Below are 21811 nucleotides of genomic sequence, written 5' to 3' on the forward strand. Positions count from 1 at the left end.
CTTTGCGCATTGGACGCATGAGAAGGCGGGGTCTAGGTTCTGGGCATGCCTTCCGCCAGTACCACGGCGTCCACACCTGTGATTGTGGGCGCCGCGAACCCTGTTTCCCTTGCTTCTCTTGATTCCTCTGGTGCCGCAGAGACTCCTGATCCCCGGCTGGCGCCCTCGTCCCCGGGCTTCCGCCGGATGAGCTTCGCGCTCTTCGCGGCCGGCATGGCGACCTTCGCCCTCCTCTACTCGACGCAGGCCCTGCTGCCCGCGATCTCCGCCGGTCTCGGTGTGAGCGCCGCGCAGGCCAGTTGGACGGTGTCGGCGTCGACCGGGGCGCTGGCCCTGTTCGTCCTGCCGTTGAGCGCGCTGTCCGAGCGCTTCGGGCGCCGGACCCTGATGACGTACTCCCTGGTGGTGGCGGTCGTCCTGGCGCTGCTGATCCCGTTCGCGCCCGACGTGGGCTGGCTGATCGCGCTGCGTGCCGTGCAGGGTGCTGCGCTGGCCGGGCTGCCCGCGTCGGCGATGGCCTACCTCGCGGAAGAGGTACGGCCCAAGGCCCTCGTGGCGGCGATCGGGCTGTTCGTGGCGGGCAACTCGATCGGTGGTATGAGCGGCCGCATCGTCACCGGGTGGGTCGCGCAGCTGTGGGGCTGGCGGGTCTCGCTGGGCGCAGTGGCACTCATGGCGCTGCTGTGCGCGGCGGTGTTCCGGCTGATGCTCCCGAAGGCACGCAACTTCCGGCCGGGGACGCTGAGTCCGCGGGTCCTGGCGAAGACCGTGGGCACCCACCTGGCCGACCCGCTGCTGCGGCGGCTGTACGCGATCGGCGCCCTCTTCATGACCGTCTTCGGCGCGGTCTACACGGTGATCGGCTACCGGCTCGTCGAGGCGCCCTTCAGCCTGCCGCAGGGCGTGGTCGGCTCGATCTTCCTGGTGTACCTGGTGGGGACGGTGTCCTCGGCGGGGGCCGGCAAGCTGGTCGCCAGGACCGGGCGGCGCGGGGCGCTGTACCTGGCCGTGACGACCACCGCCGCGGGACTGCTGCTCTCCCTGTCCCACTCGCTGGCGGGCGTACTGGCCGGCCTCGTGCTCATCACGGCCGGCTTCTTCGCCGGGCACGCGGTCGCCTCGTCGTCGGTCAGCCACACGGCGAGGACCGGGCGGGCGCAGGCCTCCGCGCTGTACCAGTCGTCGTACTACCTCGGCTCCAGCGTCGGCGGCACCCTCGGCGCGACGGCGTTCCACGCGGGCGGCTGGAACGGGGTCGTCGCCCTCGGCCTGCTGGCCGTCGTCGGCGTCACCGCGATCACCCTGTACGGGACGCGGTGCGCGCGGGCGGAGCGCCGTACCTCCCTCGTTGTCGCGAATTCGTGACACTTCACCTCCCTTGTCCGTACAACCGGATGGATTGCCCGGCCGTCTAGCTGGACAGAACCGTGCGGCACGGCACGCACGCGCGTGCCGCACGGCAGGGGAAGGGACAAGTCCATGGGGGACTCGAAGAGAGCGCGCGCCGCGCGCCACGCCCGTACCGGCATAGCCGTCTCACTCACCGCGCTGGTGGTTCCGGCGGCGCTCACGGTGGGGGCCGCCGCGCCCGCCGCCGCGGCCTCGTGCTCGACCAGCACCGGGCCGTACCAGAAGCAGGTGGAGAAGTTCCTCGGGCGCAAGGCAGACGGCCGCCAGTCAGCCGCCGACTGCACGGCGATACGCGCGTTCCAGGGCAAGCACGGCATCACCCCGACCATCGGCTACGCGGGGGCGATCACCTGGCGGACGATGGACACGATGAACAAGCAGAAGGCCGCCGGGAAGAACCCGAACGCGGCCGGGAAGTGCCCGGTCAACAAGGGCCGCGTCGCGTGTGTGGACCTGACCAGGCAACTGACCTGGATCCAGGACGGCAGGAAGCTGAAGTACGGCCCGGTGCCGATCCGTTCGGGGCGCGACGGCTACGAGACCAGGACCGGTCTGAAGAAGGTCTACCAGCGCAGCGTCAACCACTGGTCGACGCTCTACCACGTGCGGATGCCGTACTCGCAGTTCTTCGACGGCGGCATCGCCTTCCACTCTGTGGGCGTCTCCATGTGGAACCCGCCGGGCTCGCACGGCTGCGTGAACATGCGGACCGCGGACGCCAAGCAGTACTGGGGGCTGCTCAAGAAGGGCAGCAACGTCTTCGTGTACGGGCGCAAGCCCGGGACGTGAGGGGGCGGGGACGGTGGCGCGACCGGGCCGGGCCCCGTGTGCGACAGGGCAGTTCACGGCTTTGCACCCCGCGTTGTCGGACCCCTCCCGTAGAGTTCCTCGGCATAGGAGCTACGGGTGGATGAGCGGGTGGGGTGGACCCTGTGAGTGATGTCGCGACACCAGGTGTGGATGCACAACTGGAGGACTACCGGACCGAGTTGACCGGGTTCTGCTACCGGATGCTCGGCTCCGCCTTCGAGGCGGAGGACGCCGTGCAGGACACGATGGTGCGCGCCTGGCGCAGCCAGGACCGCTTCGAGGGCCGCTCGTCGCTGCGGTCCTGGCTGTACCGCATCGCGACCAACGTCTGTCTGGACATGCTGGGCAGCAGCAAGAAGCGGGCCAGGCCGATGGACTTCACCGACCCCAAGCCGCTCGCGCAGGCGCAGCTGAACCCGCTGCCGGAGGCGTCCTGGCTGGAGCCGGTGCCCGACGGGCGGGTGCTGACCGCCGTCGCCGACCCGGCCGAGACCGCGGTGGCGCGCGAGTCGGTGCGCCTGGCGTTCGTGGCCGCGCTGCAGCACCTGCCGCCGAAGCAGCGGGCGGTGCTCATCCTGCGCGAGGTGCTCGCCTGGAAGGCGAGCGAGGTGGCCGAGCTCCTGGAGACGAGCGTCGCCTCGGTCAACTCGGCGCTCCAGCGGGCGCGCGCGACGCTCGCCGAGACGAAGACGTCCGATTCGGACACGGCGAAACCGATGGACGAGGAGCAGCAGAAGCTCCTTGAGCGCTATGTGGCGGCCTTCGAGGGCTACGACATGAAGACCCTCACCGCGTTGCTCCACGAGGACGCCGTGCTCTCCATGCCCCCGTTCGACCTGTGGCTGGTCGGTGCGCCGGACATCACGGGCTTCATGCTCACGCACGGCGCCGCCTGCAACGGCTCGCGGATGCTGGCGACCGTGGCCAACGGGACGCCCGCGTTCGCCCAGTACCACCCGACGGCCGACGGGCACTTCGAGCCGTGGGCGCTCCAGGTCGTCGAGATCTCAGACGGCCGGATCTCGCACATCAACACGTTCCTCGACACCAAGCGGTGGTTCCCGCTGTTCGAGCTGCCGGCCAGGATCGAGGCCGACGGCTCTCCGGGGCCGCTCGCCGTCCCCGGGGGGGTCTCCGGATTCGAGGCCGCCGCCGCGGCCGCCGCGGCTGCCGGAGCCGCCGCTGCCGGCCCCGGTGTCGAAGGGCAGTCCGACCAGGTCGAGTAGGGCGCGCAATTCCTGGCTGGGGTGCCAGAGCAGGAGCCGGCATCCCAGCCTGCGGGCGGTCAGCCGCATCCGGGCCAGCGCCTCCACGGCGGGCAGGCCGGGTTCGGTGAGGGCGGAGACGTCACAGGCGAGCTCCGTCGCACCGGTGGCCAGGATGCGTGCGTGCAGCCGCTCGCACAGGTGCGGTGCGTCGGCCCTGGTCACGGGGCCGACGATCGCCATGGGGTGGTACGTCGCTGAATCTTCCACAGGAGTGGAGACCGGCCGTACGACCGAAACTCATCGGTGGGCACGGATCCGGCGCCTGGGCACCGGCCGCCTTCAGCCGGTCCAGCGGCCCGAAAGGAACGACACCGCGAAGACCACCATGAGCGGCGCGGCCACCGCCAGGTACGCCGTCTTGACCCGGGGCCTGCGCATGCTCCACGCGGCGAGCAGCGTCCACAGCGGCCACCACAGGAGCGTCGCGCGCGGCACCGAGGTGAACCAGTACGAGGTGCCCAGGGCCCACAGGCTGAGTCCCAGGTACACCGCCTCGGGCCAGCGGCGCAGCCGGACCAGTACGCACAGGAGCACGACGCCGACGACCATGGCGAGCAGTTCCGCCTGCCACATGTACGCGTAGCCGGTGGAGTAGCCGCCGTCGAAGGCGGCCCGCCAGGTGGTCTGCCAGGCCTCCCAGGGGGTGTGGAACTCGCGGTACCAGCCGCGTTCCTGGGCGTGCTTCCAGGCCATCCAGTCGCCGGTGTGGGCGTGCAGGTAGGCGCTGTGGAGCAGGGCGGGCAGCGCGGGCAGGACGGTCCAGGGCAGCGGGCGCCAGGCGCGGGCGGAGCGGGCCCGCCAGGCGGTGATCAGGAAGTGCACGCCGATGGCGGCGGCGACGAAGAGGCCGCTGATGCGGACGGTGGTGGCGAGGGCGGTGAGGACTCCGGCCAGCAGCCACTGGTGTTTCTGCGCGGCCAGCCAGGCGGGCAGCGCGAACGCGAGGAAGAGCGCCTCGGTGTAACCGGCGGCAAGGAAGACCGCGCACGGCGAGAGCACCAGAAACAGAACGGATCGCTGCCCCACGCCCGGAGCAGTGCTCTCCCCGGGCAGGTGCAGCCTGGCTATTCGGGCCAGGGCGAGTACCGCCGCCGCGCCCGCCACGAAGGAGATCAGCAGTCCGGCGAGCGTCCAGTTCGGGACGATCAGGTGCACGGCCCGCAGCGCCAGCGGGAAGCCGGGGAAGAACGCCTCGCGGTTGTCCCAGTCCGGGGTGCCGGGGCCCGCCCCCGCCGGGAAGTACCCGGCCTGCGCGATGTGCAGGAAGTGCGTCCAGTCCCACTGTTCCCAGCGCGAGAGCGCCGTCGGCGCGCTCTTGGTCCCGCCGTCCGGCGGGAAGATCCAGGCCACGCTGTACGAGGTGACCCAGAGCCCCACCCGGGTGAGCAGATAGAGCCACAGCACGTCCCGGTCGGCGCCGCTCAGCGGCAGCCGGGCCCGGAGCCGGGACAACCCCGGGACGCGCGGGGACCGCCCGTCCCGGGCCGTGCCTCCGTCCGCGTCGGCGGGGGCGGGGCGCGTGGCGGTCCGCTGCTGCGGGGGCGCGACGGTCATGGTCCGGCTCTCCTGGGCGACGTCGACGTGGGGCAGGCGTGCGGTGCGTACCCGGCACCTGTGCGCGCGGGTACCGGGGCCCGGCACCTGTACAGCGGGTGCCGGGGCCCGGCACCCGTGCACGCGGGTACCGCGGGACACGCGCGTACCCGGACACGTGGAGGCGCGAGTACACGAGTACTCGCGTACGTGGGCACGCGCGTACGGAAGCGGGTGTCGTACGGAGAGAGGGCAGGAGGCCCGCATTCCGTTCCCCACCACCGCCGAAAGCTTTCTGCACGGTGCCCGCGGTACACACGAGAGGGCCGGCCGGACTCCCCCAGGAATCCCACCGGCCCCGTGTGTCACACGGGCAGCACCACAAGAGTGCCCCGAGTCAGGCGATCCGGTCCAGCACGATCGGCGCCGGTACGAAGTCGGTGCCCTCCGGAGCGGTCAGGACCCCGCCGTCCAGCGCCTCCAGCGCGTAGGCGAACTTCTCCGGGGTGTCCGTGTGCAGCGTCATCAGCGGCTGGCCCGCGACGACCTTGTCACCGGGCTTGGCGTGCAGTTCGATGCCCGCGCCCGCCTGCACCGCGTCCTCCTTGCGGGCCCGGCCGGCGCCGAGCCGCCAGGCTGCGACGCCCACCGCGTACGCGTCGAGCGTGGTCAGCACGCCCGAGCTGGAGGCGTTGATCACATGCTGCTCGCGTGCCACCGGCAGCGCCGCGTCCGGGTCGCCGCCCTGCGCCTGGATCATGCGCCGCCACACGTCCATCGCGGAGCCGTCGCGCAGCGCCTTCTCCGGGTCGGCGTCGCCGAGTCCGGCCGCGTCCAGCATCTCGCGGGCCAGCGCGAGGGTCAGCTCGACGACGTCGGAGGGACCGCCGCCCGCGAGTACCTCCACCGACTCCCGCACCTCCAGGGCGTTGCCGGCCGTCAGCCCCAGCGGGGTGGCCATGTCCGTCAGCAGCGCAACCGTCCTGACCCCGTGGTCGGTGCCGAGGCCGACCATGGTGGACGCCAGCTCACGCGCGTCCTCCAGGTTCTTCATGAAGGCGCCGGAGCCGACCTTCACGTCCAGGACCAGCGAGCCGGTGCCCTCCGCGATCTTCTTCGACATGATGGAGGAGGCGATCAGCGGGATCGCCTCGACCGTCCCGGTCACGTCGCGCAGCGCGTAGAGCTTCTTGTCGGCGGGGGCGAGCCCGTCGCCGGCCGCGCAGATCACGGCGCCCGTGGAGTGAAGGACGTCCAGCATCTCGGCGTTGGAGAGCAGCGCGCGCCAGCCCGGGACGGACTCCAGCTTGTCGAGCGTGCCGCCGGTGTGCCCCAGGCCCCGGCCGGAGAGCTGCGGGACGGCCGCGCCGCACGCCGCCACCAGGGGCGCCAGCGGCAGCGTGATCTTGTCGCCGACACCGCCCGTGGAGTGCTTGTCGGCGGTCGGGCGCGAGAGCTGGTCGAAGTTCATCCGCTCGCCGGACGCGATCATCGCCGCGGTCCAGCGGGCGATCTCGGTGCGGTTCATGCCGTTCAGCAGGATCGCCATGGCCAGCGCAGACATCTGCTCGTCGGCGACCGCACCGTGCGTGTACGCGTCGATGACCCAGTCGATCTGCTCGGGGCTCAGCTCGCCTCGGTCGCGCTTGGTGCGGATGACGGAGATGACGTCCATGGGGTTCCTTCCGGTCGTACGGATGCGTACGTCTTCGTATACATCTACGCGCGTTGCGCGGGTGACGGGCCGCGGCCCCGCCACCAGGGTGACAGGGCCGCGAACGTACTACTTCAGGTGCTGCGGTCCAAAGGCGTCCGGCAGCATCTCGCCAAGGGTGCGCACCCCGGACGAGGTCTCCAACAGGAGCTCGGGGCCGCCGAATTCGTACAGCAGCTGCCGGCAGCGCCCGCACGGCATCAGGGTCTCACCCTGCCCGTCCACGCACGTGAAGTGCGTGAGCCGGCCGCCGCCGCCGGTGTGCAGCGCGGAGACAAGACCGCACTCCGCGCACAGCGACAGGCCGTACGACGCGTTCTCGACGTTGCAGCCGACGACGGTACGGACGGTGCCGCTGCCGTCGTCGACGAGCGCCGCCGCGCCGACCGGGTACTTCGAGTACGGCACGTACGCCCGGGACATGGCGTCCCGCGCGGCCTCCCGCAGCGCCTCCCAGTCGACGGGGGTGCTCACTTGCCCTGCCCCTTGCGGTAGCGCATGCCGTCCGCCTTGGGCATCCGCAGCCGCTGCGCGGACAGCGACAGCACGAGCAGCGTCACGACGTACGGGGTGGCGCTCACGAACTCGGTGGGCACGGTGTCCGTACCGAGGTACCAGACCAGCATGCCCGCGGCGATGACGGCGGAGATCGCGGCCGCGATGTACGCCTTCTTGTACGCCTTCCAGAGCGCGAGGCCGGCCAGGAGCACCACCAGGAGCAGCAGCAGCGCGTGCACGGAGCTGCCGCCGTTGCGCAGCTGGAGCGCGTCGGCGAAGCCGAACAGGCCCGCGCCCATGGCGAGTCCGCCGGGCCGCCAGTTGCCGAAGATCATCGCCGCCAGACCGATGTAGCCGCGGCCGCCGGTCTGGCCCTCGTTGTAGATGTGCGAGGTGACCAGGGAGAGGAAGGCGCCGCCGAGTCCGGCCATGCCGCCGGAGACGATGACGGCGATGTACTTGTACTTGTAGACGTTGACACCGAGCGACTCGGCGGCGATCGGGTTCTCGCCGCAGGAGCGCAGCCGCAGGCCGAACGAGGTCTTCCACAGCACCCAGAAGGTCAGCACGAAGAGCAGCACCGCGACGATCGTCAGCAGCGAGACGTTGCTGACCAGGCCGCCGAGGATGCCCGCGAGGTCGGAGACGAAGAACCAGTGGTGCTTCTCGATGCCCGACAGCCAGTCGGAGACCCCGGGCAGGGTCACCGTGCCGATGTCCTCGGCGGGCGGCGACTGCTTGGGGCTGCCGCCCTTGGCCGCGGCCTCGCCGCTGTTGAACCAGAGCTTCGCGAAGTACGTCGTGACGCCGAGCGCCAGGATGTTGATCGCGATGCCGGAGATGATGTGGTCGACGCCGAAGGTGACGGTGGCCACCGCGTGCAGCAGGCCGCCGAACATGCCGCCCAGCACACCGGCGAGCACACCGAGCCAGGGGCTGGTCTGCCAGCCGGCCCAGGCGCCGAAGAAGGTGCCCAGGATCATCATGCCTTCGAGGCCGATGTTGACGACGCCCGCGCGCTCGGCCCACAGGCCGCCGAGTCCGGCGAGGCCGATCGGGACGGCCATGGAGAGCGCGGCGCCGATCTGGCCGGCGGCGGTGATGTCCTGCGCGCCGGTGATGGCGCGTACCGCCGAGAGCGCGACGAGCGCGCCCGCGATGATCAGCAGCACCATCGGGAAGGAGAGGCGGGACCTGACCGCCCCGCCCGTCCCCTGCTTCTTGGGGGCCCGGGTGGAAGTCGCCGTACTCACGCCGACACCTCCTGCTTCTCGGAGTTGTTGGCGTTCTGGGCGGCGAGCTTCTCGCCGACCTGCCGCTGCTGGCGCTTGAGGCCGTAGCGGCGGACGACTTCGTAGGCGATGACGACGCACAGGACGATGACGCCCTGGATGACGCCGACGATCTCCTTGTCGTAACCCTCGAATTCGAGCTTGCCGGTGCCGCGCTCCAGGAAGCCCCACAGGAGGGCGCCCAGTGCGATGCCGACCGGGTGGTTACGGCCCAGGAGGGCGATGGCGATGCCGGTGAAGCCGATGCCGGTGGGGAAGTCGCCGCCGTACTCGTAACTGTCGTTGAGCAGCGTCGGCATGCCGATCAGGCCGGCCACCAGGCCGGAGACCAGCATCGAGGTGACGACCATCTTCTTGACGTTCACCCCGCTCGCGTCGGCGGCGGACTCGGACTGGCCGACCGTGCGCAGGTCGAAGCCGAAGCGGGTGCGCGAGAGGATGTACCAGTACGCGACGCCCGCGATCGCGGCGATCACGATGAAGCCCCAGATGGGCTCCGCCTGGGTCGGGAACGAGAAGAAGTGCGAGGACTCCGGCAGCGGCTTGGTGGCGACCTTGGTGCCCGCGCTGTCCAGGTGGCCGAGGCGGCCCTGCTGGAGGAGGTAGCCGATGATCGCGGTGGCGATCATGTTCAGCATGATCGTCGAGACGACCTCGGAGACGCCCCGGGTGACCTTGAGGACACCGGCGATGCCGGCCCACATCGCGCCGACGATCATCGCGGTGAGGATGATCAGCGGGATCTGCAGGAAGCCGGGCAGCGTCAGCGCGCCGCCGACCGCCGCGGCGAAGAAGGCGGCGAGGCGGTACTGGCCGTCGACGCCGATGTTGAAGAGGTTCATCCGGAAGCCGATGGCGACCGCGAGACCTGCGAGGTAGTACGTGGTGGCCTTGTTCAGGATGTAGACCTGGCTGTCGGACTTGACGCCGTAGTCGAACATGATCCCGAAGGCGCTGAACGGCTCCTTGCCGGTGGCGAGCAGGACCACGGCGGTGACCAGGAACGCGGCCACGATCGCGAGCAGCGGGGCCGCGATGCCCAGGAGCAACCGCTCCTTGTCGAACTTCTTCATCGGTCCTCTCCCCCGGTCCGGGGGTCGGTGCCGGCGGCGGGACCCGGGCCGGCAGTGGGGTCGGGGCCGGCGACGGGGGCCGGGCCGGCGGTGGGGGCGGGGCCGGCGGTGGGGGCGGGGCCGGTGACGGGGCCGGACGGGGCGTCGGACAGGGCCTCGGCCGGTGCTTCCAGGTGGCCGGTGGCGGCGCCCGTCATGGCCGAGCCGAGTTCCTCCGGTGTGATGGTCGCGGGGTCGGCGTCGGCGACCAGCCGGCCGCGGTACATGACCCGCAGGGTGTCGGAGAGTCCGATCAGTTCGTCCAGGTCGGCCGAGATCAGCAGGACGGCCAGGCCCTCGCGGCGCGCCTCGCGGATCTGGTCCCAGATCTGCGCCTGCGCGCCGACGTCCACACCACGGGTGGGGTGGGCGGCGATCAGCAGCTTGGGCGCGTGGCTCATCTCACGGCCGACGATCAGCTTCTGCTGGTTGCCGCCGGAGAGCGAGGCCGCGGTGACGTCGATGCCCGGGGTACGGACGTCGTACTCGCGCACGATCCGCTGGGTGTCGGCGCGGGCCGCCTTGAGGTCGAGGATGCCCTTGCTGCTGTTGGGCTTCTCCGTGACGTGTCCCAGGATGCGGTTCTCCCACAGCGGGGACTCCAGCAACAGGCCGTGCTTGTGGCGGTCCTCGGGGATGTACCCGATGCCGTCCTCGCGCCGCTTGCGGGTGGGGGTGGCCGAGATGTCGGCGCCGTCCAGGGTGAGCACCCCGCTGTCCGGGTCGCGCATCCCCATGATGGCCTCGACCAGTTCGGCCTGGCCGTTGCCCTCGACGCCCGCGATGCCGAGGACCTCGCCCTTGTGGATGGTGAACGCGATGCCGTCCAGCACGGACCGCACCACCCCGTCCGGGTCGGTCGCGCTCAGCGTCAGGTCCGCGACGCTCAGCAGGGGCACGTCGGTGACGGTCGACTCGCGGGTCTCGGGGGACGGCAGCTCGCTGCCGACCATGAGCTCGGCGAGCTGCTTGGGGGTGGTGCTCGCCGGGTCGGCGGTACCGACCGTGGTGCCGCGCCGGATGACGGTGATGTCGTCGGCGACCGAGAGGACCTCGCCCAGCTTGTGCGAGATGAAGATGACGGTGAGTCCCTCGGCCTTGAGCTCCCGCAGGTTCGCGAAGAGCGCGTCGACCTCCTGCGGTACGAGCACGGCGGTCGGCTCGTCGAGGATCAGGGTGCGGGCACCCCGGTAGAGGACCTTGAGGATCTCGACGCGCTGGCGGTCCGCGACACCGAGGTCCTCGACGACGGCGTCCGGGCGGACGTTCAGCCCGTAGGCGTCGGAGATCTCCTTGATCCTGGCGCGGGCCCTGTCCCCGATGCCGTGCAGCTTCTCCGAGCCGAGCACGACGTTTTCGAGGACCGTGAGGTAGTCCGCGAGCATGAAGTGCTGGTGCACCATGCCGATGCCGCGGGCGATGGCGTCGCCCGGACTGTTGAAGGCCACCTGGGTGCCGTCGACGGTGATGGTCCCCTCGTCCGGCTTCTGCATGCCGTAGAGGATCTTCATCAGGGTGGACTTGCCCGCGCCGTTCTCACCGACGAGGGCGTGCACGGTGCCGCGGCGCACGGTGAAGGCGATGTCGTGGTTGGCCACGACACCGGGGAACCGCTTGGTGATGCCGTGCAGTTCGACGGCGGGAGTGCCGGATGTGGCGTTGGGGGCGGCATGGGGACTGCTGGACGCTTTGATGGCGCACTCTCCTAGGCAGGAGGCGAGGAAGCTGAGGCGAGGGTTCGGCGGTACGGCGGGCGGATACGGGGAGCTGCGGTACGGCCGGGGCCGTGCGGGGCGAAGGGTGTGGCGAAAAAGTACCGCGCACCGGATGAGCTACGCGCGTAGCTACGCCAAATTGTGAGGCAGCCCCGCCGAAATGTGAAGGGCGGAAGGCCCAGTTCCGGACGGCGCCGGGGGCCCGTCCGGAGAGTTGCAGGGGCCCGTCCGGACAGCGCAAGGGGTCCGTCCGGACAGTGAAGGGGGGCCCGGCGAGCAGCCGAAGCTTCTCGCCGGGCCCCCTCCCCAAGAGGTGGCTCAGAGGGTGGACTTGACCTTGATGGAGCCGTCCACGATCTTCTTCTTCGCCTCGTCCAGCTTGGACTGGATGTCCTTGAGGTGGTCACCCGTGGTGGTCAGCGTGACGCCGTTCTCCGCGAGGGAGTACGTGGAGGTGCCGGTCTTCGGCTTGCCGTCCTTGACGGACTTCGCCAGTTCGAAGACACCGGCGTCGACGTTCTTCACGACGGAGGTGAGGATCGACGCCTTGTACTTCGACAGCGACGGGTCGAGGGCCTGGTCGGAGTCGACACCGATGGCCCAGGCGCCCTTCTTGCCCGCGACGGCCTCGATGGAGCCGGCGCCGGAGCCGCCCGCCGCGGCGAAGACGACGTCGATGCCCTTGTCGAGCATGCCCTTGGCGGCGGCCTTGCCCTTGTCGGGGCTGCCGAAACCGGACAGGTCCGAGCCGGAGGAGAGGTACTGGATCTGCACCGTCGCCTTCGGGTTCGTCTCCGTGACGCCCTGCTGGAAGCCGGCCGCGAACTTCTTGATCAGCGGGATGTCGACGCCGCCGACGAAGCCGATCTTGCCGTCCTTGGACTTCGTCGCCGCGGCGACGCCCGCCAGGTAGGAGCCCTGCTCCTCGGTGAAGACGATGTTGTTGATGTTCTTCGCCTCGGCGACCGAGTCGACCAGGCCGAAGTTCACCTTGGGGTGCTTCTTGGCGACCTTGTCGAGGGCGTCCTTGTACGCGAAGCCGACGGCGACGACCGGGTTGTAGCCGCCCTCGGCGAGGGACGCGAGGCGCTGCTCGCGGTCGGCCGGGGTCTCGCCGGTCTTGGCGGTGAGCTCCTTGGTCTCGGCGCCGAGCTCCTTCTTGGCCTTGTCCAGGCCGCGCGCGGCGGAGTCGTTGAACGAGTTGTCACCACGGCCGCCGACGTCGTAGGCCATGCCGATCTTCAGCTTGCCGCCACTCTCGGAGCTGGAGCTCCCGGTGGAGGACTCGCCACACGCGGTGGCGGTGAACGCGAGAGCCGCGGTGGCGATGCTCGCAGCAGCGATCTTGGATACCCGGCGCACGGGACGCTCCTTCAACCTGACCGAAGCGCCTCTGAGCGGCGCTGGTTTCGCGGCGATCGTAACGCGCGTAGATGTCGCGTAAAGACCCGTTCATCAGTCGTTACCGGATCGTCGCGCGTTCGATTCGCCGAGGGGGTGACGCACATAAGCAATGTACATACTCACAACGGACATAGGGATTCACTCGGAGGAACCTACGAAAGGGCGCTCCCGGGGCCGCTCGACCGGCGGGAACGCCCTTCCGTGAGGTGCGCCTGCCGAGGGGCTGCACCTCGCCAGGCGTGTCGCTACGCGCCGGACCGGCTGCGGGCGTCCAGCAGTGCGGCGGCGGTGAACAGCTCGACCCCGACCGTGATGGCGCTCTCGTCGGCGTCGAAGTCGCCCCGGTGCAGGTCCCGCTTGGTGGCGTCGCCGGGGGTGCGCACTCCGAGGCGGGCCATCGCACCGGGGACGTGTTCGAGGTACCAGGAGAAGTCCTCGCCGCCGAGGCTCTGCTCGGTGTCCTCCACCGAGTACGGCCCGCGACGCGCCGCCATCGAGTTGACCAGCAGGTCGACGACCGTGCCGTCGTTGACCACGGGCGGCACCCCGCGGATGTAGTTGATCTGCGACTTGGCGCCGTGCAGGTCGGCGATGTCGGCGATGGCCGCGTGGATGAGGTCCGGGGCGTCGCGCCAGGTGTCCAGGTCCAGGCAGCGCACGGTGCCGCCCAGCTCCGCGTGCATCGGGATGACGTTGCAGGCGTGGCCGGACTCGATGCGGCCCCAGGTGACGGAGAGCCCGGAGCGGGCGTCGACCCGGCGCGAGATGACGGCCGGGACCTCGGTCGCCACCTTCGCCACGGCGGTCACGAGGTCCGTGGTCAGGTGCGGGCGGGCGGTATGTCCGCCGGGTCCGTCAAGGGCGATTTCCAGCCGGTCACAGGCAGACGTGATGGGCCCGGTACGGAGGCCGATTTTCCCCGCGTCGACCTTGGGGTCGCAGTGCACCGCGATCATCCTGCCGACACCTTCCAGCACCCCGCTCTTGATCGCGTCGGCGGCGCCACCGGGCAGTACCTCCTCGGCGGGCTGGAACAACAGCCGTACCGGTCGAGGCAGTTGTCCCCTGCGGTGCAGCTCGGCGAGGACGAGACCGGCCCCCAGGGCCACGGTGGTGTGCACGTCGTGCCCGCACGCGTGCGCCCGGTCCGGGACGGTCGAACGGTAGGCCACGCCGACCTTCGCGTCCGGAATGGGCAGCGCGTCGATGTCCGCCCGGATGGCGAGCATCGGAGTGCCCCCGTCCCACTCGCCGATGTCACAGACGAGCCCGGTGCCGGTGGCGAGCACGCGCGGGGCGAGTCCCGCCCGCTCCAGGCGCGCCTTGATCGCGGCAGTGGTGCGGAACTCCTGGTTGCCGAGCTCGGGGTGCATGTGCAGGTCCCGACGGAATGCGATCAGTTCGGCACGCAGCGCATCGGGCAGCGTGCCGGGGAGATCGTCTCCGGTGTCGGGACCGGCTTCGGACACGAGGGAGATCAACTGGTTCACCCAGTCAACGGTAGGCCCACCCGGCCCCCAACTGCCTACCGATCAACAAAACTTCAGCCCGATAGGCGTAAGAAAAAGGACGGGTAGAGGTGTGCCCAGGATGTGAGACGGGTATCAAGGCCTGTTACGCCGCGGGCATGACCCGGAGTTTCCGCACGTCACGGGCGGTCTCGGCGACCCCGGTGAGGAACCCGCGGGCGCGCGGCGACGCGTCGACGGCGAGCCAATCGGGATCTACGTCACATACCGCCACTTTCACGTCCGTCCCCACGAGTGCCCTGGGGAGCGTGTGTACGACCGTGGACGGAAAACTCAGGATCGTACGCCCGATCGGGCCACGCCGGGCGATCAGCTCCAGCGGCAGATCCGGACGGACGATCTCCAGTCCGGTCTCCCGGGCGAGCAGGTGCAGCTTGTCGGTGCTCTCGCGGCGGTGAGCGAAGTAGCGGGTGGCGCCGTGGTCGAGGGTGAGGGAACGGACCGCCCTGAGGTAGTGCTCCAGAGCGACCACACCCGTCTCCACCAGGGACGTACCGACCAGGTCCGCGGTACGGGTGAGGCGCGGCGGGCCGAACCTGGCACGGGTCCAGGTGAGGTCGTTCGAGGTGACGGTGATGCCGGGCAGCGACTCGGCGACCGGCATGGCGGTGAAGAGTTCCACGGTGCGCCGGGGCCCGGGAGCGAGCCGGCGGCGCGCGGAGGTGGTGACGGGCGCGAGCAGCAGCTCCCGCGCCCCCGGCCGGCTGCCGCGCCGGTGCCAGCGCACCAGTCGCTCGCCGCGGGCGAGCTGTCCCGCGAACTCCATGGTCGCGGTCCCGTCGTCCACGACCACCAGGGCCGATGCCCGTACGAGCGTGAGGAGCAGCTGTACGTACCGGGAGAAGGGGTCCCCGATGACGACCCGCTCGGCCCGCCGCAGGGCGGTGGCGAGCCCGCCGACGGTGCGCAGCGGCGCCCCGGCGCCCTCCCTGGCGTCCTCCCAGCGGACCGCGCAGCCCTCGTCCCGGGCCAGCTCGGCCATCCGGCGGAGCTGGCCGCGGGACATCGGGTCGCGCGGGGAGAGGACGACGACGGTCACGTCCGTCATGTCGTGCGCGGCGACATGGGCCCACTCCAGGACGTTGAGGAGCTGGACGGGGCTCTCGACGAAGGCGAGGGTGCCGCTGCTGGCCGGCGCCATGGCGATCAGACTCCTACGGACTGCTGCTCGGCGAGGACGCCCGGGACCCGGCGCAGCTTGCGCATCGGGGCGAGCTCGGACTCGTACACCTTCTTGACGCCGTCGCCGAGCGAGGCCTCGATGGTGCGGATGTCGCGGACGAGACGGCTGAGACCGCCGGGCTCGACCGACGCGGCCTGGTCGGAGCCCCACATGGCGCGGTCGAGGGTGATGTGCCGCTCGACGAACGCGGCGCCGAGCGCGACGGCGGCGAGGGTGGTCTGCAGGCCGGTCTCGTGGCCGCTGTAACCGATCGGGACGTTGGGGTACTCGGCCTGGAGGGTGTTGATCACCCGCAGGTTCAGCTCCTCGGCGACGGCCGGGTAGGTCGAGGTGGCGTGGCAGAGCAGGATGTTGGCGCTGCCGAGGACCTCGACGGCGTGCCGGATCTGCGCCGGGGTGGACATCCCGGTGGAGAGGATGACGGTACGGCCGGTGGAACGCAGCTCGCGGAGCAGTTCGTCGTCGGTGAGCGAGGCGGAGGCGACCTTGTGCGCGGGGACGTCGAACTTCTCCAGGAAGGCGACGGCCTCGGTGTCCCACGGGGAGGCGAACCAGTCGATGCCGCGCTTGCGGCAGTGCGCGTCGATGACCCGGTACTCGTCCTCGCCGAACTCGACGCGGTGGCGGTAGTCGATGTAGGTCATGCGGCCCCAGGGGGTGTCGCGCTCGATGTCCCACTGGTCGCGCGGGGTGCAGATCTCCGGGGTGCGCTTCTGGAACTTCACGGCGTCGCAGCCGGCCTCGGCGGCGGCGTCGACCAGGGCGAGGGCCTTGTCGAGGTCGCCGTTGTGGTTGATGCCGATCTCACCGGTGATGTAGACGGGGTGGCCGGGGCCTGCCGTCTTGCTGCCGAGGGTGCGCAGGCGGGCGGAGTGCTGGGTGGTGTTCGGGGTGGTGTTCGGGGTGGTGCTGCTCATCTTGCGTGTCCTTAAGGGGTGTTGGGGTGTGCGGGGGGGTGGGGTGTGGTGGTGCGGGGTGTTGAGGCTCGGGCCAAGGAGCCAGGTGGCGATCTCGCGGATGGCTCCGCTGCCGCCGGGTCTGGTGGTCACGGTGCGGGCGGCGGCGCGGACGCTGCCGTGGGCGTCGGCCACGGCGACCGGCCAGCCCGCGAGGGAGAAACAGGGGAGGTCGTTGACGTCGTTGCCGACGTAGAGGACCCGGCCCGGGTCGATGGACCGCTCCTCGCACCACTCCTTGAGGGCGAGGTCCTTGCGGTCGATGCCGTGCAGGACGGGGATGCGGAGCTTGCGGGCACGGGCTGCGACGACGGGGTTCTGCTCGGTGGAGAGGGTGAGCAGCGGGATTCCGGCGTTGCGGAGTGCGGCGATGCCGAGCCCGTCGCCGCGGTGCACGGACACGGTCTCCCGCCCGTCCGCGTCGACCTGCACCCGGTCGTCGGTCTGGGTGCCGTCGAAGTCCATGACGACGGCGTCGACGTCACGGAGGGTGGGGTGGGCGGGCGCGTCGAGCAGGGGCGCGAGGGCACGGGCCCGCGCGAGGTCGTGCGGATCGTCGACCTCCAGCACCCTCGCGGGGTCGGTGTGCACGAGGGCGGTGTGCCCGAAGAAACGGTGCCGGTGCGCCCGGAACCCCTGGACGTCCATGGCGTAGGCGGACCCGGTCTCCAGGAGATCCTGCGGCCGGTCCTGCCGACGGGGCCGGGTGGCCTTGTCGTGATTGACACCGACACCGGCGCGACCTGCGGCGCGAACCGGCGCGGCACCGCCCTCCGGGGCGTCGGCGCGAACCAGGCCCGCGCCGCCCGTCCCGGCGTCGGCGTGAACCAGGCCCGCGCCGCCCGTCCCGGCGTCGGCGCGAGCCGGCACCGCGCCGCCCGCGCCGGCCCCTTCGGGCAACGGGGGCGTTGCAGCCGTATCCGTCGCCGTCGCCGGCTGCTCGACCACGCCGCCTGCCGCCTCGGAGGCGCCTTCCCCCTCCCTCCACACGAATCCGTGGAACGGAGCCACCGTGAGCGCCGAGTCCGCGCCTCCCAGGACCGCCGCCGCGACCCCCGCCACGTCCTCGCCCGTGAGGAAGGGGCTCGTGCACTGCACCAGCAGCACCACGTCCGGCTCGTGGTCCAGCGCGTCCAGCGTGTGCAGCACGGCCGCCTCGCTCGTCGCGGTATCGCCCGCGAGGTCCCCCGGCCGTACGACCACCTCGGCCCCGGCCGCCAGCGCCGCCGCCGCGATCGCGTCGTCGTCCGTCGAGACGACCACCTCGCTCACGTGCCGGGCCGCCAGGCACGCCCGTACCGCCCGTACCAGCAGCGGCACTCCCCCCACCTCGGCGAGGTTCTTGCCTGGCACGCCCTTGGAGCCGCCCCTGGCGGGGATCACCGCCAGGACCCTGCGGGGCAACGCGTCCATCACAGCTCTCCCATACGTCGGATGACGGGCGCCACGCGCTGCACCCCGTGCCGGTAGGCCCCCCGCGCCACGTCCCGCACGGCGTCGCGCACCGCCCGCCGCAGACCGCTCAGCTCCGCGGGCGGCGCCTCGTCGAGGCGATGGCGGGCGAGGATCCCCGGGAGGTAGCCGGGGGCGGTCGTGGGGGTGTAGTACGGCGCGGGCGGCGGGAGTTGGGGCTGCCGGAGGAGGCCGTCGATCCTCTCGCGCACCGTTGCGTACGGATCGCCCCGCCCCGCGACCCCGTGCCGCACCAGCCACCGCGGGTCCGCCGTCGGCCGGTGGCCGGCGTCGATGCGGTCCCACGAGGTCAGACAGCCGGAACCGAGGAAGTGGTGGTTGCCGAGTGGTTCGCGTACTCCCAGGTCGGTCAGTACCGCCGTCGGGATGCCCCGGTGGAGCGATTCCAGCGCGGCGGTGGAACTGACCGTGACCAGCAGGCCCGTCCGGTCGAGCACCTCGCCCATGTGCCCGTACGCGAGACGGAAGTTGGGCGGCGGCGCGAGGTCGCGTACGAGCCGTTGGTAGGGCAGTTCCTCGATGTGCGTGGTGTGCTCGCCGGGCTTGCTGCGCAGCTTCAGCACCACCTCGCGTCCGGGGTGCAGCCGTGCGTGCCCGACCAGCCGTCGCAGCAGGTACGCCCGCGCGGCCCGGCTCTCCGGCACGGAGGGCTGCGCGGCGAAGACGACCGTGTCGGCCACCCCGTCGTAGGGCTCCCCGCCGAGGAAGGGCAGCGCCGCGCCGGTCACCGCCGACGCGTCGGCGCCCACGCCCTCGTACACCTCCCTGAACCGCTCCTCGTCGTGCGGCGAGTTGGCCAGTACGAGGTCCGCCCCGTGCCGCAGCAGCAGCCCGTCGGCGAGCTTTTCGTAGACGACTCCGACGTAGCCGGTGACGAGGACCGGGCGGCGGGCCGGGCCCGGCCAGAGGCGGGCGAGGCCGTGCAGCAGCGCCTGGACGGAGCCGCCGACGAGCGCCAGGACGATCACGTCGTACCGTTCACGGCCCATGGCGTCGATGAATTCGGCGCCGGTGACCTCACGCGGAACGGGCAGTCCGCCCGCCGCGCCGCCCCCTGCACCACCCACCTCGCCGAGCTGTCGCGGCGTCGGGGTGGCGCGCCCCCGCAGCAGGAATCCGCTGACGTCGGGGACGGTTTCGCAGACGGTTCCGGGGATGGTTCCCGGACCGATTTCGGGGTCGCCGTTCCCGGAAATCCGACGGGCGGTGAGCGCACCCCATTTCCAACGAGTGTCCGAATCGGCGAGTACGGCAACTCGCGGTGCGTTACGTCGGTTTGTTCTTGCTGGCACGACGATTAAGCTAGAGAACGGTTCCGTTTCCCGGCCCAACGCGACGGCAACAGCCGGTTAACAGCAATCGACACGCGGATTCGAGAACCGGGAAATTTCGCGATTCACCTTTGCGACATGCCCGGTTCACTCTTCCTCCGCCCGCACGCCCTAATGTCCCCCACGTGGTCAAGCTCTCCGTCGTCGTGCCGTTCTACAACGTGCAGACATACGCCCCAGATGCCCTGAGAAGTCTGCGTGCGAACGCGCGCGAGGACTTCGAATTCCTTCTCGTCGACGACTGCTCGACGGACGAGACCCCGGAGATTCTCAGCCGCGCGGAACGTGATCTTCCGGGCGCTGTCCTGCTCAGAAACGAACGCAACGGCGGTCTGGCGACCGCCCGCAACACCGGCCTGGACGCGGCGCGCGGCGAGTATCTGACCTTCCTGGACGGAGACGACTGGCTCGCACCCGGCCATCTGACCCAACTCCTCTCCTCCATAGAGCAGTTGGGTTGTGACTTCGTCCGCACGGACCATGTGCAGTGCACCGGGGCCGCCCGCTCGGTGCAGCGCGTCCCGCACGGCAGGCGCGGCGAGTCCATGTCGCCGCGCGAGGCGATCCTGCCCGCCGACAGGTCGACGTCCGTCGACTACGCGTTCGCCTGGGCAGGCATCTACCACCGCCGGCTGCTGGACCGGGGGCTGCTGCACTTCACGGACGGGCTGCGCACCGCGGAGGACCGGCCGTGGATCTGGCGGCTGCACCGGGAGGCGGAGTCCTTCGGGGTGGTGGGACTGCTCGGAGTGTTCTATCGCCGGGGAATTTCCTCCTCACTCACCCAGATCGGCGATGTCCGCCAGCTGGATTTCATCCGCGCATTCGACCAGGTCCTGGACGAAACGGCCCGTGATCCGAATGCGCGCACCCTTCTTCCGAAGGCGGTACGGACGTACTGCGCGATCATTTCCCACCATCTGGGAAGTACGGAAAGGTTCGAACCTGCGGTGGCGAGGAAATTGCGCGCGATGAGCGCGGCGGCGCTGCGGCGAATGCCGCAGCGGGTACTGACGGAGGCGCTGAACTCGATGGACGCGGACCGAGCCAACAGGCTGCGGAGACTGCGCCGTACGCCGGGTCCCGCACTGGGCCGGGCCCGCGGACGCGTGCTCACCCCGGCGGGCGGCGGCCCCGCGCCGGGCGGCCCGTCCGGACCCGCCACGGCCGCCCCGTCCGATCCCGCCCCGTCCGATCCCGCACCGGGCGCTCCCGCACCGGGCGCTCCCTCGGGGCAGAAGCCGGCGGGGGCTGCGCGCTGATGCCCTCGACACAGATCTTCCTGGCCTCCACCCTGTACGGGACGGCCACGCTCGCCGCTGCGATCGACAGCGGCCTCTTCCCGCCCGCCACCCGCCGCATCCTGCTGACCAGCAACAACGCGGCCACCCCCGAGACGTCCCGCGCGCTGGCCGAGGCGCCGGGCTTCGAGACGCTGCGGGCCAGGTTCGACGAGGTACGCCACTGGAACGAGTCGATCTCCCCGCTGCACCCGACGGGCTGGACGCCCCGCGCCGACGACGTTCCTCTGTGGGAACGGCAGTTGAGACGGGACTGGGACCTCGGTGACTCCCGGATCTCCCTCGCCCTGGAGTCGATCCAGGTCGCCCCGGCGCAGGCGGTCGCGCAGTGCTTCCCCGACGCGCCGATCGACGTCTACGCGGACGGCCTGATGAGCTACGGCCCGACCCGCAACAAGCTGGATCCGCTGGTCGGCGGCCGGGTGCGACGGCTCCTGCACCTGGACCTGGTGCCGGGGCTGCGACCGCTGCTGCTGAGCGAGTTCGGTGTGCAGCCCGGGATCGTCCCGTCCGAGGCCTTCCGCAAGGTCCTGACCGAACTGGCCGACAACGCACCGCACCCGGCCACGGACGCCGAGGCTCCCGCGCTCCTCCTGGGCCAGTACCTCTCGGCGCTCTCCATCCTCACCCCGGAGGAGGAGGAGAACCTGCACGTCAGGATGGTGCGCGGCGCGGTCGCACGCGGCCACCGGCACGTGGTGTTCAAACCGCACCCGTCGGCGCCTGAGCGGTGGTCGCGACTGCTGGAGCGGGAGGCGGACCGGCTCGGCGCCCAACTCACCGTCCTGGACGCACCTCTGCTCGCGGAGGTCCTGTTCCAGCAACTGCGCCCCGCGCTGGTCGTCGGCTGCTTCTCCACGGCCCTGCTCACCGCGCACACCTTCTTCGGGATCCCGGTGGCCCGCGTGGGCACCGATCTGCTCCTCGAACGCCTCACCCCGTACGAGAACAGCAACCGCATCCCGGTGACGCTCGTCGACGCTCTCCTCCCGGACCTGGAGGCGACGGAAACCGTCACACCCCCGCCCACCGGCGAACTGAGCGCACTCCTCGCGGCGGTCGGCTTCGCCATGCAGCCACAGGTCCTGAGCGCCCAACGCACGCGCGCCGAAGGCTACTTGCTCTCCCACCTCTCCCCCGGCACCCGCCGCTACTTCAAACGCCGCCGCCTGACCTCACTCGCCCTACCGGGCGGCCTGCCCCAGCGCCTGGCCTTCGTACCGCGCAACGCGACGGTACGGCGGCTGGCACGACGGGTACGCAGAATCGCGGCCTGACAAGG

General features: G+C 71.0%; 16 protein-coding genes and 2 pseudogenes. 5 read left to right on the plus strand and 13 right to left on the minus strand.

From position 1 onward, the window contains the following. The first annotated feature begins 45 nt into the window (after positions 1–45). The 3 genes from ACIQM4_RS07475 (at position 46) to ACIQM4_RS07485 (ending at position 3446) form a co-directional block, all read left to right on the plus strand. A complete protein-coding gene (locus ACIQM4_RS07475) occupies positions 46–1365 on the plus strand; it encodes an MFS transporter (protein ID WP_401587320.1) in 1320 nt (439 codons plus the stop codon). Positions 1366–1479: 114 nt separating this feature from the next. Next, on the plus strand, positions 1480–2199 hold the full coding sequence (locus ACIQM4_RS07480) for a L,D-transpeptidase family protein (RefSeq protein ID WP_401587323.1): 720 nt from the start codon (positions 1480–1482) through the stop codon (positions 2197–2199). Positions 2200–2342: 143 nt separating this feature from the next. Beyond that, complete coding sequence (locus ACIQM4_RS07485; protein ID WP_401587325.1) at positions 2343–3446, plus strand: sigma-70 family RNA polymerase sigma factor; 1104 nt, start codon at positions 2343–2345, stop codon at positions 3444–3446. 39 nt (positions 3447–3485) lie between these two features. Here ACIQM4_RS07485 and ACIQM4_RS07490 read toward each other — a convergent pair. The 13 genes and pseudogenes from ACIQM4_RS07490 to ACIQM4_RS07550 form a co-directional block, all read right to left on the minus strand. Next, positions 3486–3668, minus strand: a pseudogene (locus ACIQM4_RS07490) (hypothetical protein); the annotation flags it as partial. Between the two features lie 99 nt (positions 3669–3767). Further along, the gene (locus ACIQM4_RS07495; RefSeq protein ID WP_401587328.1) at positions 3768–5042 is read right to left on the minus strand and encodes a mannosyltransferase family protein; all 1275 of its coding nucleotides are present in this window, start codon (positions 5040–5042) and stop codon (positions 3768–3770) included. 376 nt (positions 5043–5418) lie between these two features. Beyond that, positions 5419–6696, minus strand: a complete 1278-nt coding sequence (locus ACIQM4_RS07500) for a thymidine phosphorylase (RefSeq protein WP_401587331.1) — start codon at positions 6694–6696, stop codon at positions 5419–5421. A 108-nt stretch (positions 6697–6804) separates the two neighbouring features. Then, positions 6805–7209, minus strand: a complete 405-nt coding sequence (locus ACIQM4_RS07505; RefSeq protein ID WP_401587333.1) for a cytidine deaminase — start codon at positions 7207–7209, stop codon at positions 6805–6807. Then, on the minus strand, positions 7206–8486 hold the full coding sequence (locus ACIQM4_RS07510) for an ABC transporter permease (RefSeq protein ID WP_401587336.1): 1281 nt from the start codon (positions 8484–8486) through the stop codon (positions 7206–7208). The genes ACIQM4_RS07505 and ACIQM4_RS07510 overlap by 4 nt, the downstream gene beginning before the upstream one ends. After that, entirely contained in the window at positions 8483–9598 is a 1116-nt protein-coding gene (locus ACIQM4_RS07515; RefSeq protein WP_401587339.1) for an ABC transporter permease, read from the minus strand. The genes ACIQM4_RS07510 and ACIQM4_RS07515 overlap by 4 nt, the downstream gene beginning before the upstream one ends. Beyond that, entirely contained in the window at positions 9595–11331 is a 1737-nt protein-coding gene (locus ACIQM4_RS07520) for an ATP-binding cassette domain-containing protein (protein ID WP_401588196.1), read from the minus strand. Before ACIQM4_RS07520 ends, ACIQM4_RS07515 begins: the two co-directional genes overlap by 4 nt. A 339-nt stretch (positions 11332–11670) precedes the next feature. Continuing rightward, positions 11671–12714, minus strand: coding sequence for a BMP family protein (locus ACIQM4_RS07525; protein ID WP_401587342.1), 1044 nt, complete (start codon positions 12712–12714; stop codon positions 11671–11673). A 287-nt stretch (positions 12715–13001) separates the two neighbouring features. Next, positions 13002–14246: an amidohydrolase gene (locus ACIQM4_RS07530; RefSeq protein ID WP_401587344.1), complete on the minus strand. Its 1245-nt coding sequence runs from the start codon at positions 14244–14246 to the stop codon at positions 13002–13004. 124 nt (positions 14247–14370) lie between these two features. After that, entirely contained in the window at positions 14371–15426 is a 1056-nt protein-coding gene (locus tag ACIQM4_RS07535) for a hypothetical protein (RefSeq protein WP_401587346.1), read from the minus strand. A 5-nt stretch (positions 15427–15431) separates the two neighbouring features. After that, complete coding sequence (locus ACIQM4_RS07540) at positions 15432–16385, minus strand: N-acetylneuraminate synthase family protein (RefSeq protein ID WP_401588198.1); 954 nt, start codon at positions 16383–16385, stop codon at positions 15432–15434. 57 nt (positions 16386–16442) lie between these two features. Next, positions 16443–17837, minus strand: a pseudogene (locus ACIQM4_RS07545) (cytidylyltransferase domain-containing protein); the annotation flags it as partial. Then, positions 17837–19189 (minus strand): DUF6716 putative glycosyltransferase, encoded by a 1353-nt coding sequence (locus tag ACIQM4_RS07550; protein ID WP_401587349.1) that lies wholly within the window; start codon positions 19187–19189, stop codon positions 17837–17839. The gene ACIQM4_RS07550 and the pseudogene ACIQM4_RS07545, both read right to left, overlap by 1 nt. A 164-nt stretch (positions 19190–19353) precedes the next feature. On the opposite strand from ACIQM4_RS07550, the gene ACIQM4_RS07555 reads away from it, so the two are divergent. Together ACIQM4_RS07555 and ACIQM4_RS07560 are read left to right on the plus strand one after the other, a co-directional pair. Further along, on the plus strand, positions 19354–20490 hold the full coding sequence (locus tag ACIQM4_RS07555; protein WP_401587352.1) for a glycosyltransferase family 2 protein: 1137 nt from the start codon (positions 19354–19356) through the stop codon (positions 20488–20490). After that, positions 20490–21806, plus strand: coding sequence for an alpha-2,8-polysialyltransferase family protein (locus ACIQM4_RS07560; protein WP_401587353.1), 1317 nt, complete (start codon positions 20490–20492; stop codon positions 21804–21806). Before ACIQM4_RS07555 ends, ACIQM4_RS07560 begins: the two co-directional genes overlap by 1 nt. Positions 21807–21811: the final 5 nt, after the last annotated feature.

It is taken from the genome of Streptomyces sp. NPDC091272 (genome assembly GCF_044757485.1).
Lineage (GTDB): Bacteria > Actinomycetota > Actinomycetes > Streptomycetales > Streptomycetaceae > Streptomyces.

Excerpts from the sequence above, each read along its gene's own strand:
- ACIQM4_RS07475 (WP_401587320.1), top strand. The coding sequence starts at position 46 with ATGCCTTCCGCCAGTACCACGGCGTCCACACCTGTGATTGTGGGCGCC.
- ACIQM4_RS07480 (WP_401587323.1), top strand. The coding sequence starts at position 1,480 with ATGGGGGACTCGAAGAGAGCGCGCGCCGCGCGCCACGCCCGTACCGGC.
- ACIQM4_RS07495 (WP_401587328.1), bottom strand. The coding sequence starts at position 5,042 with ATGACCGTCGCGCCCCCGCAGCAGCGGACCGCCACGCGCCCCGCCCCC.
- ACIQM4_RS07500 (WP_401587331.1), bottom strand. The coding sequence starts at position 6,696 with ATGGACGTCATCTCCGTCATCCGCACCAAGCGCGACCGAGGCGAGCTG.
- ACIQM4_RS07515 (WP_401587339.1), bottom strand. The coding sequence starts at position 9,598 with ATGAAGAAGTTCGACAAGGAGCGGTTGCTCCTGGGCATCGCGGCCCCG.
- ACIQM4_RS07535 (WP_401587346.1), bottom strand. The coding sequence starts at position 15,426 with ATGGCGCCGGCCAGCAGCGGCACCCTCGCCTTCGTCGAGAGCCCCGTC.
- ACIQM4_RS07540 (WP_401588198.1), bottom strand. The coding sequence starts at position 16,385 with ATGAGCAGCACCACCCCGAACACCACCCCGAACACCACCCAGCACTCC.
- ACIQM4_RS07560 (WP_401587353.1), top strand. The coding sequence starts at position 20,490 with ATGCCCTCGACACAGATCTTCCTGGCCTCCACCCTGTACGGGACGGCC.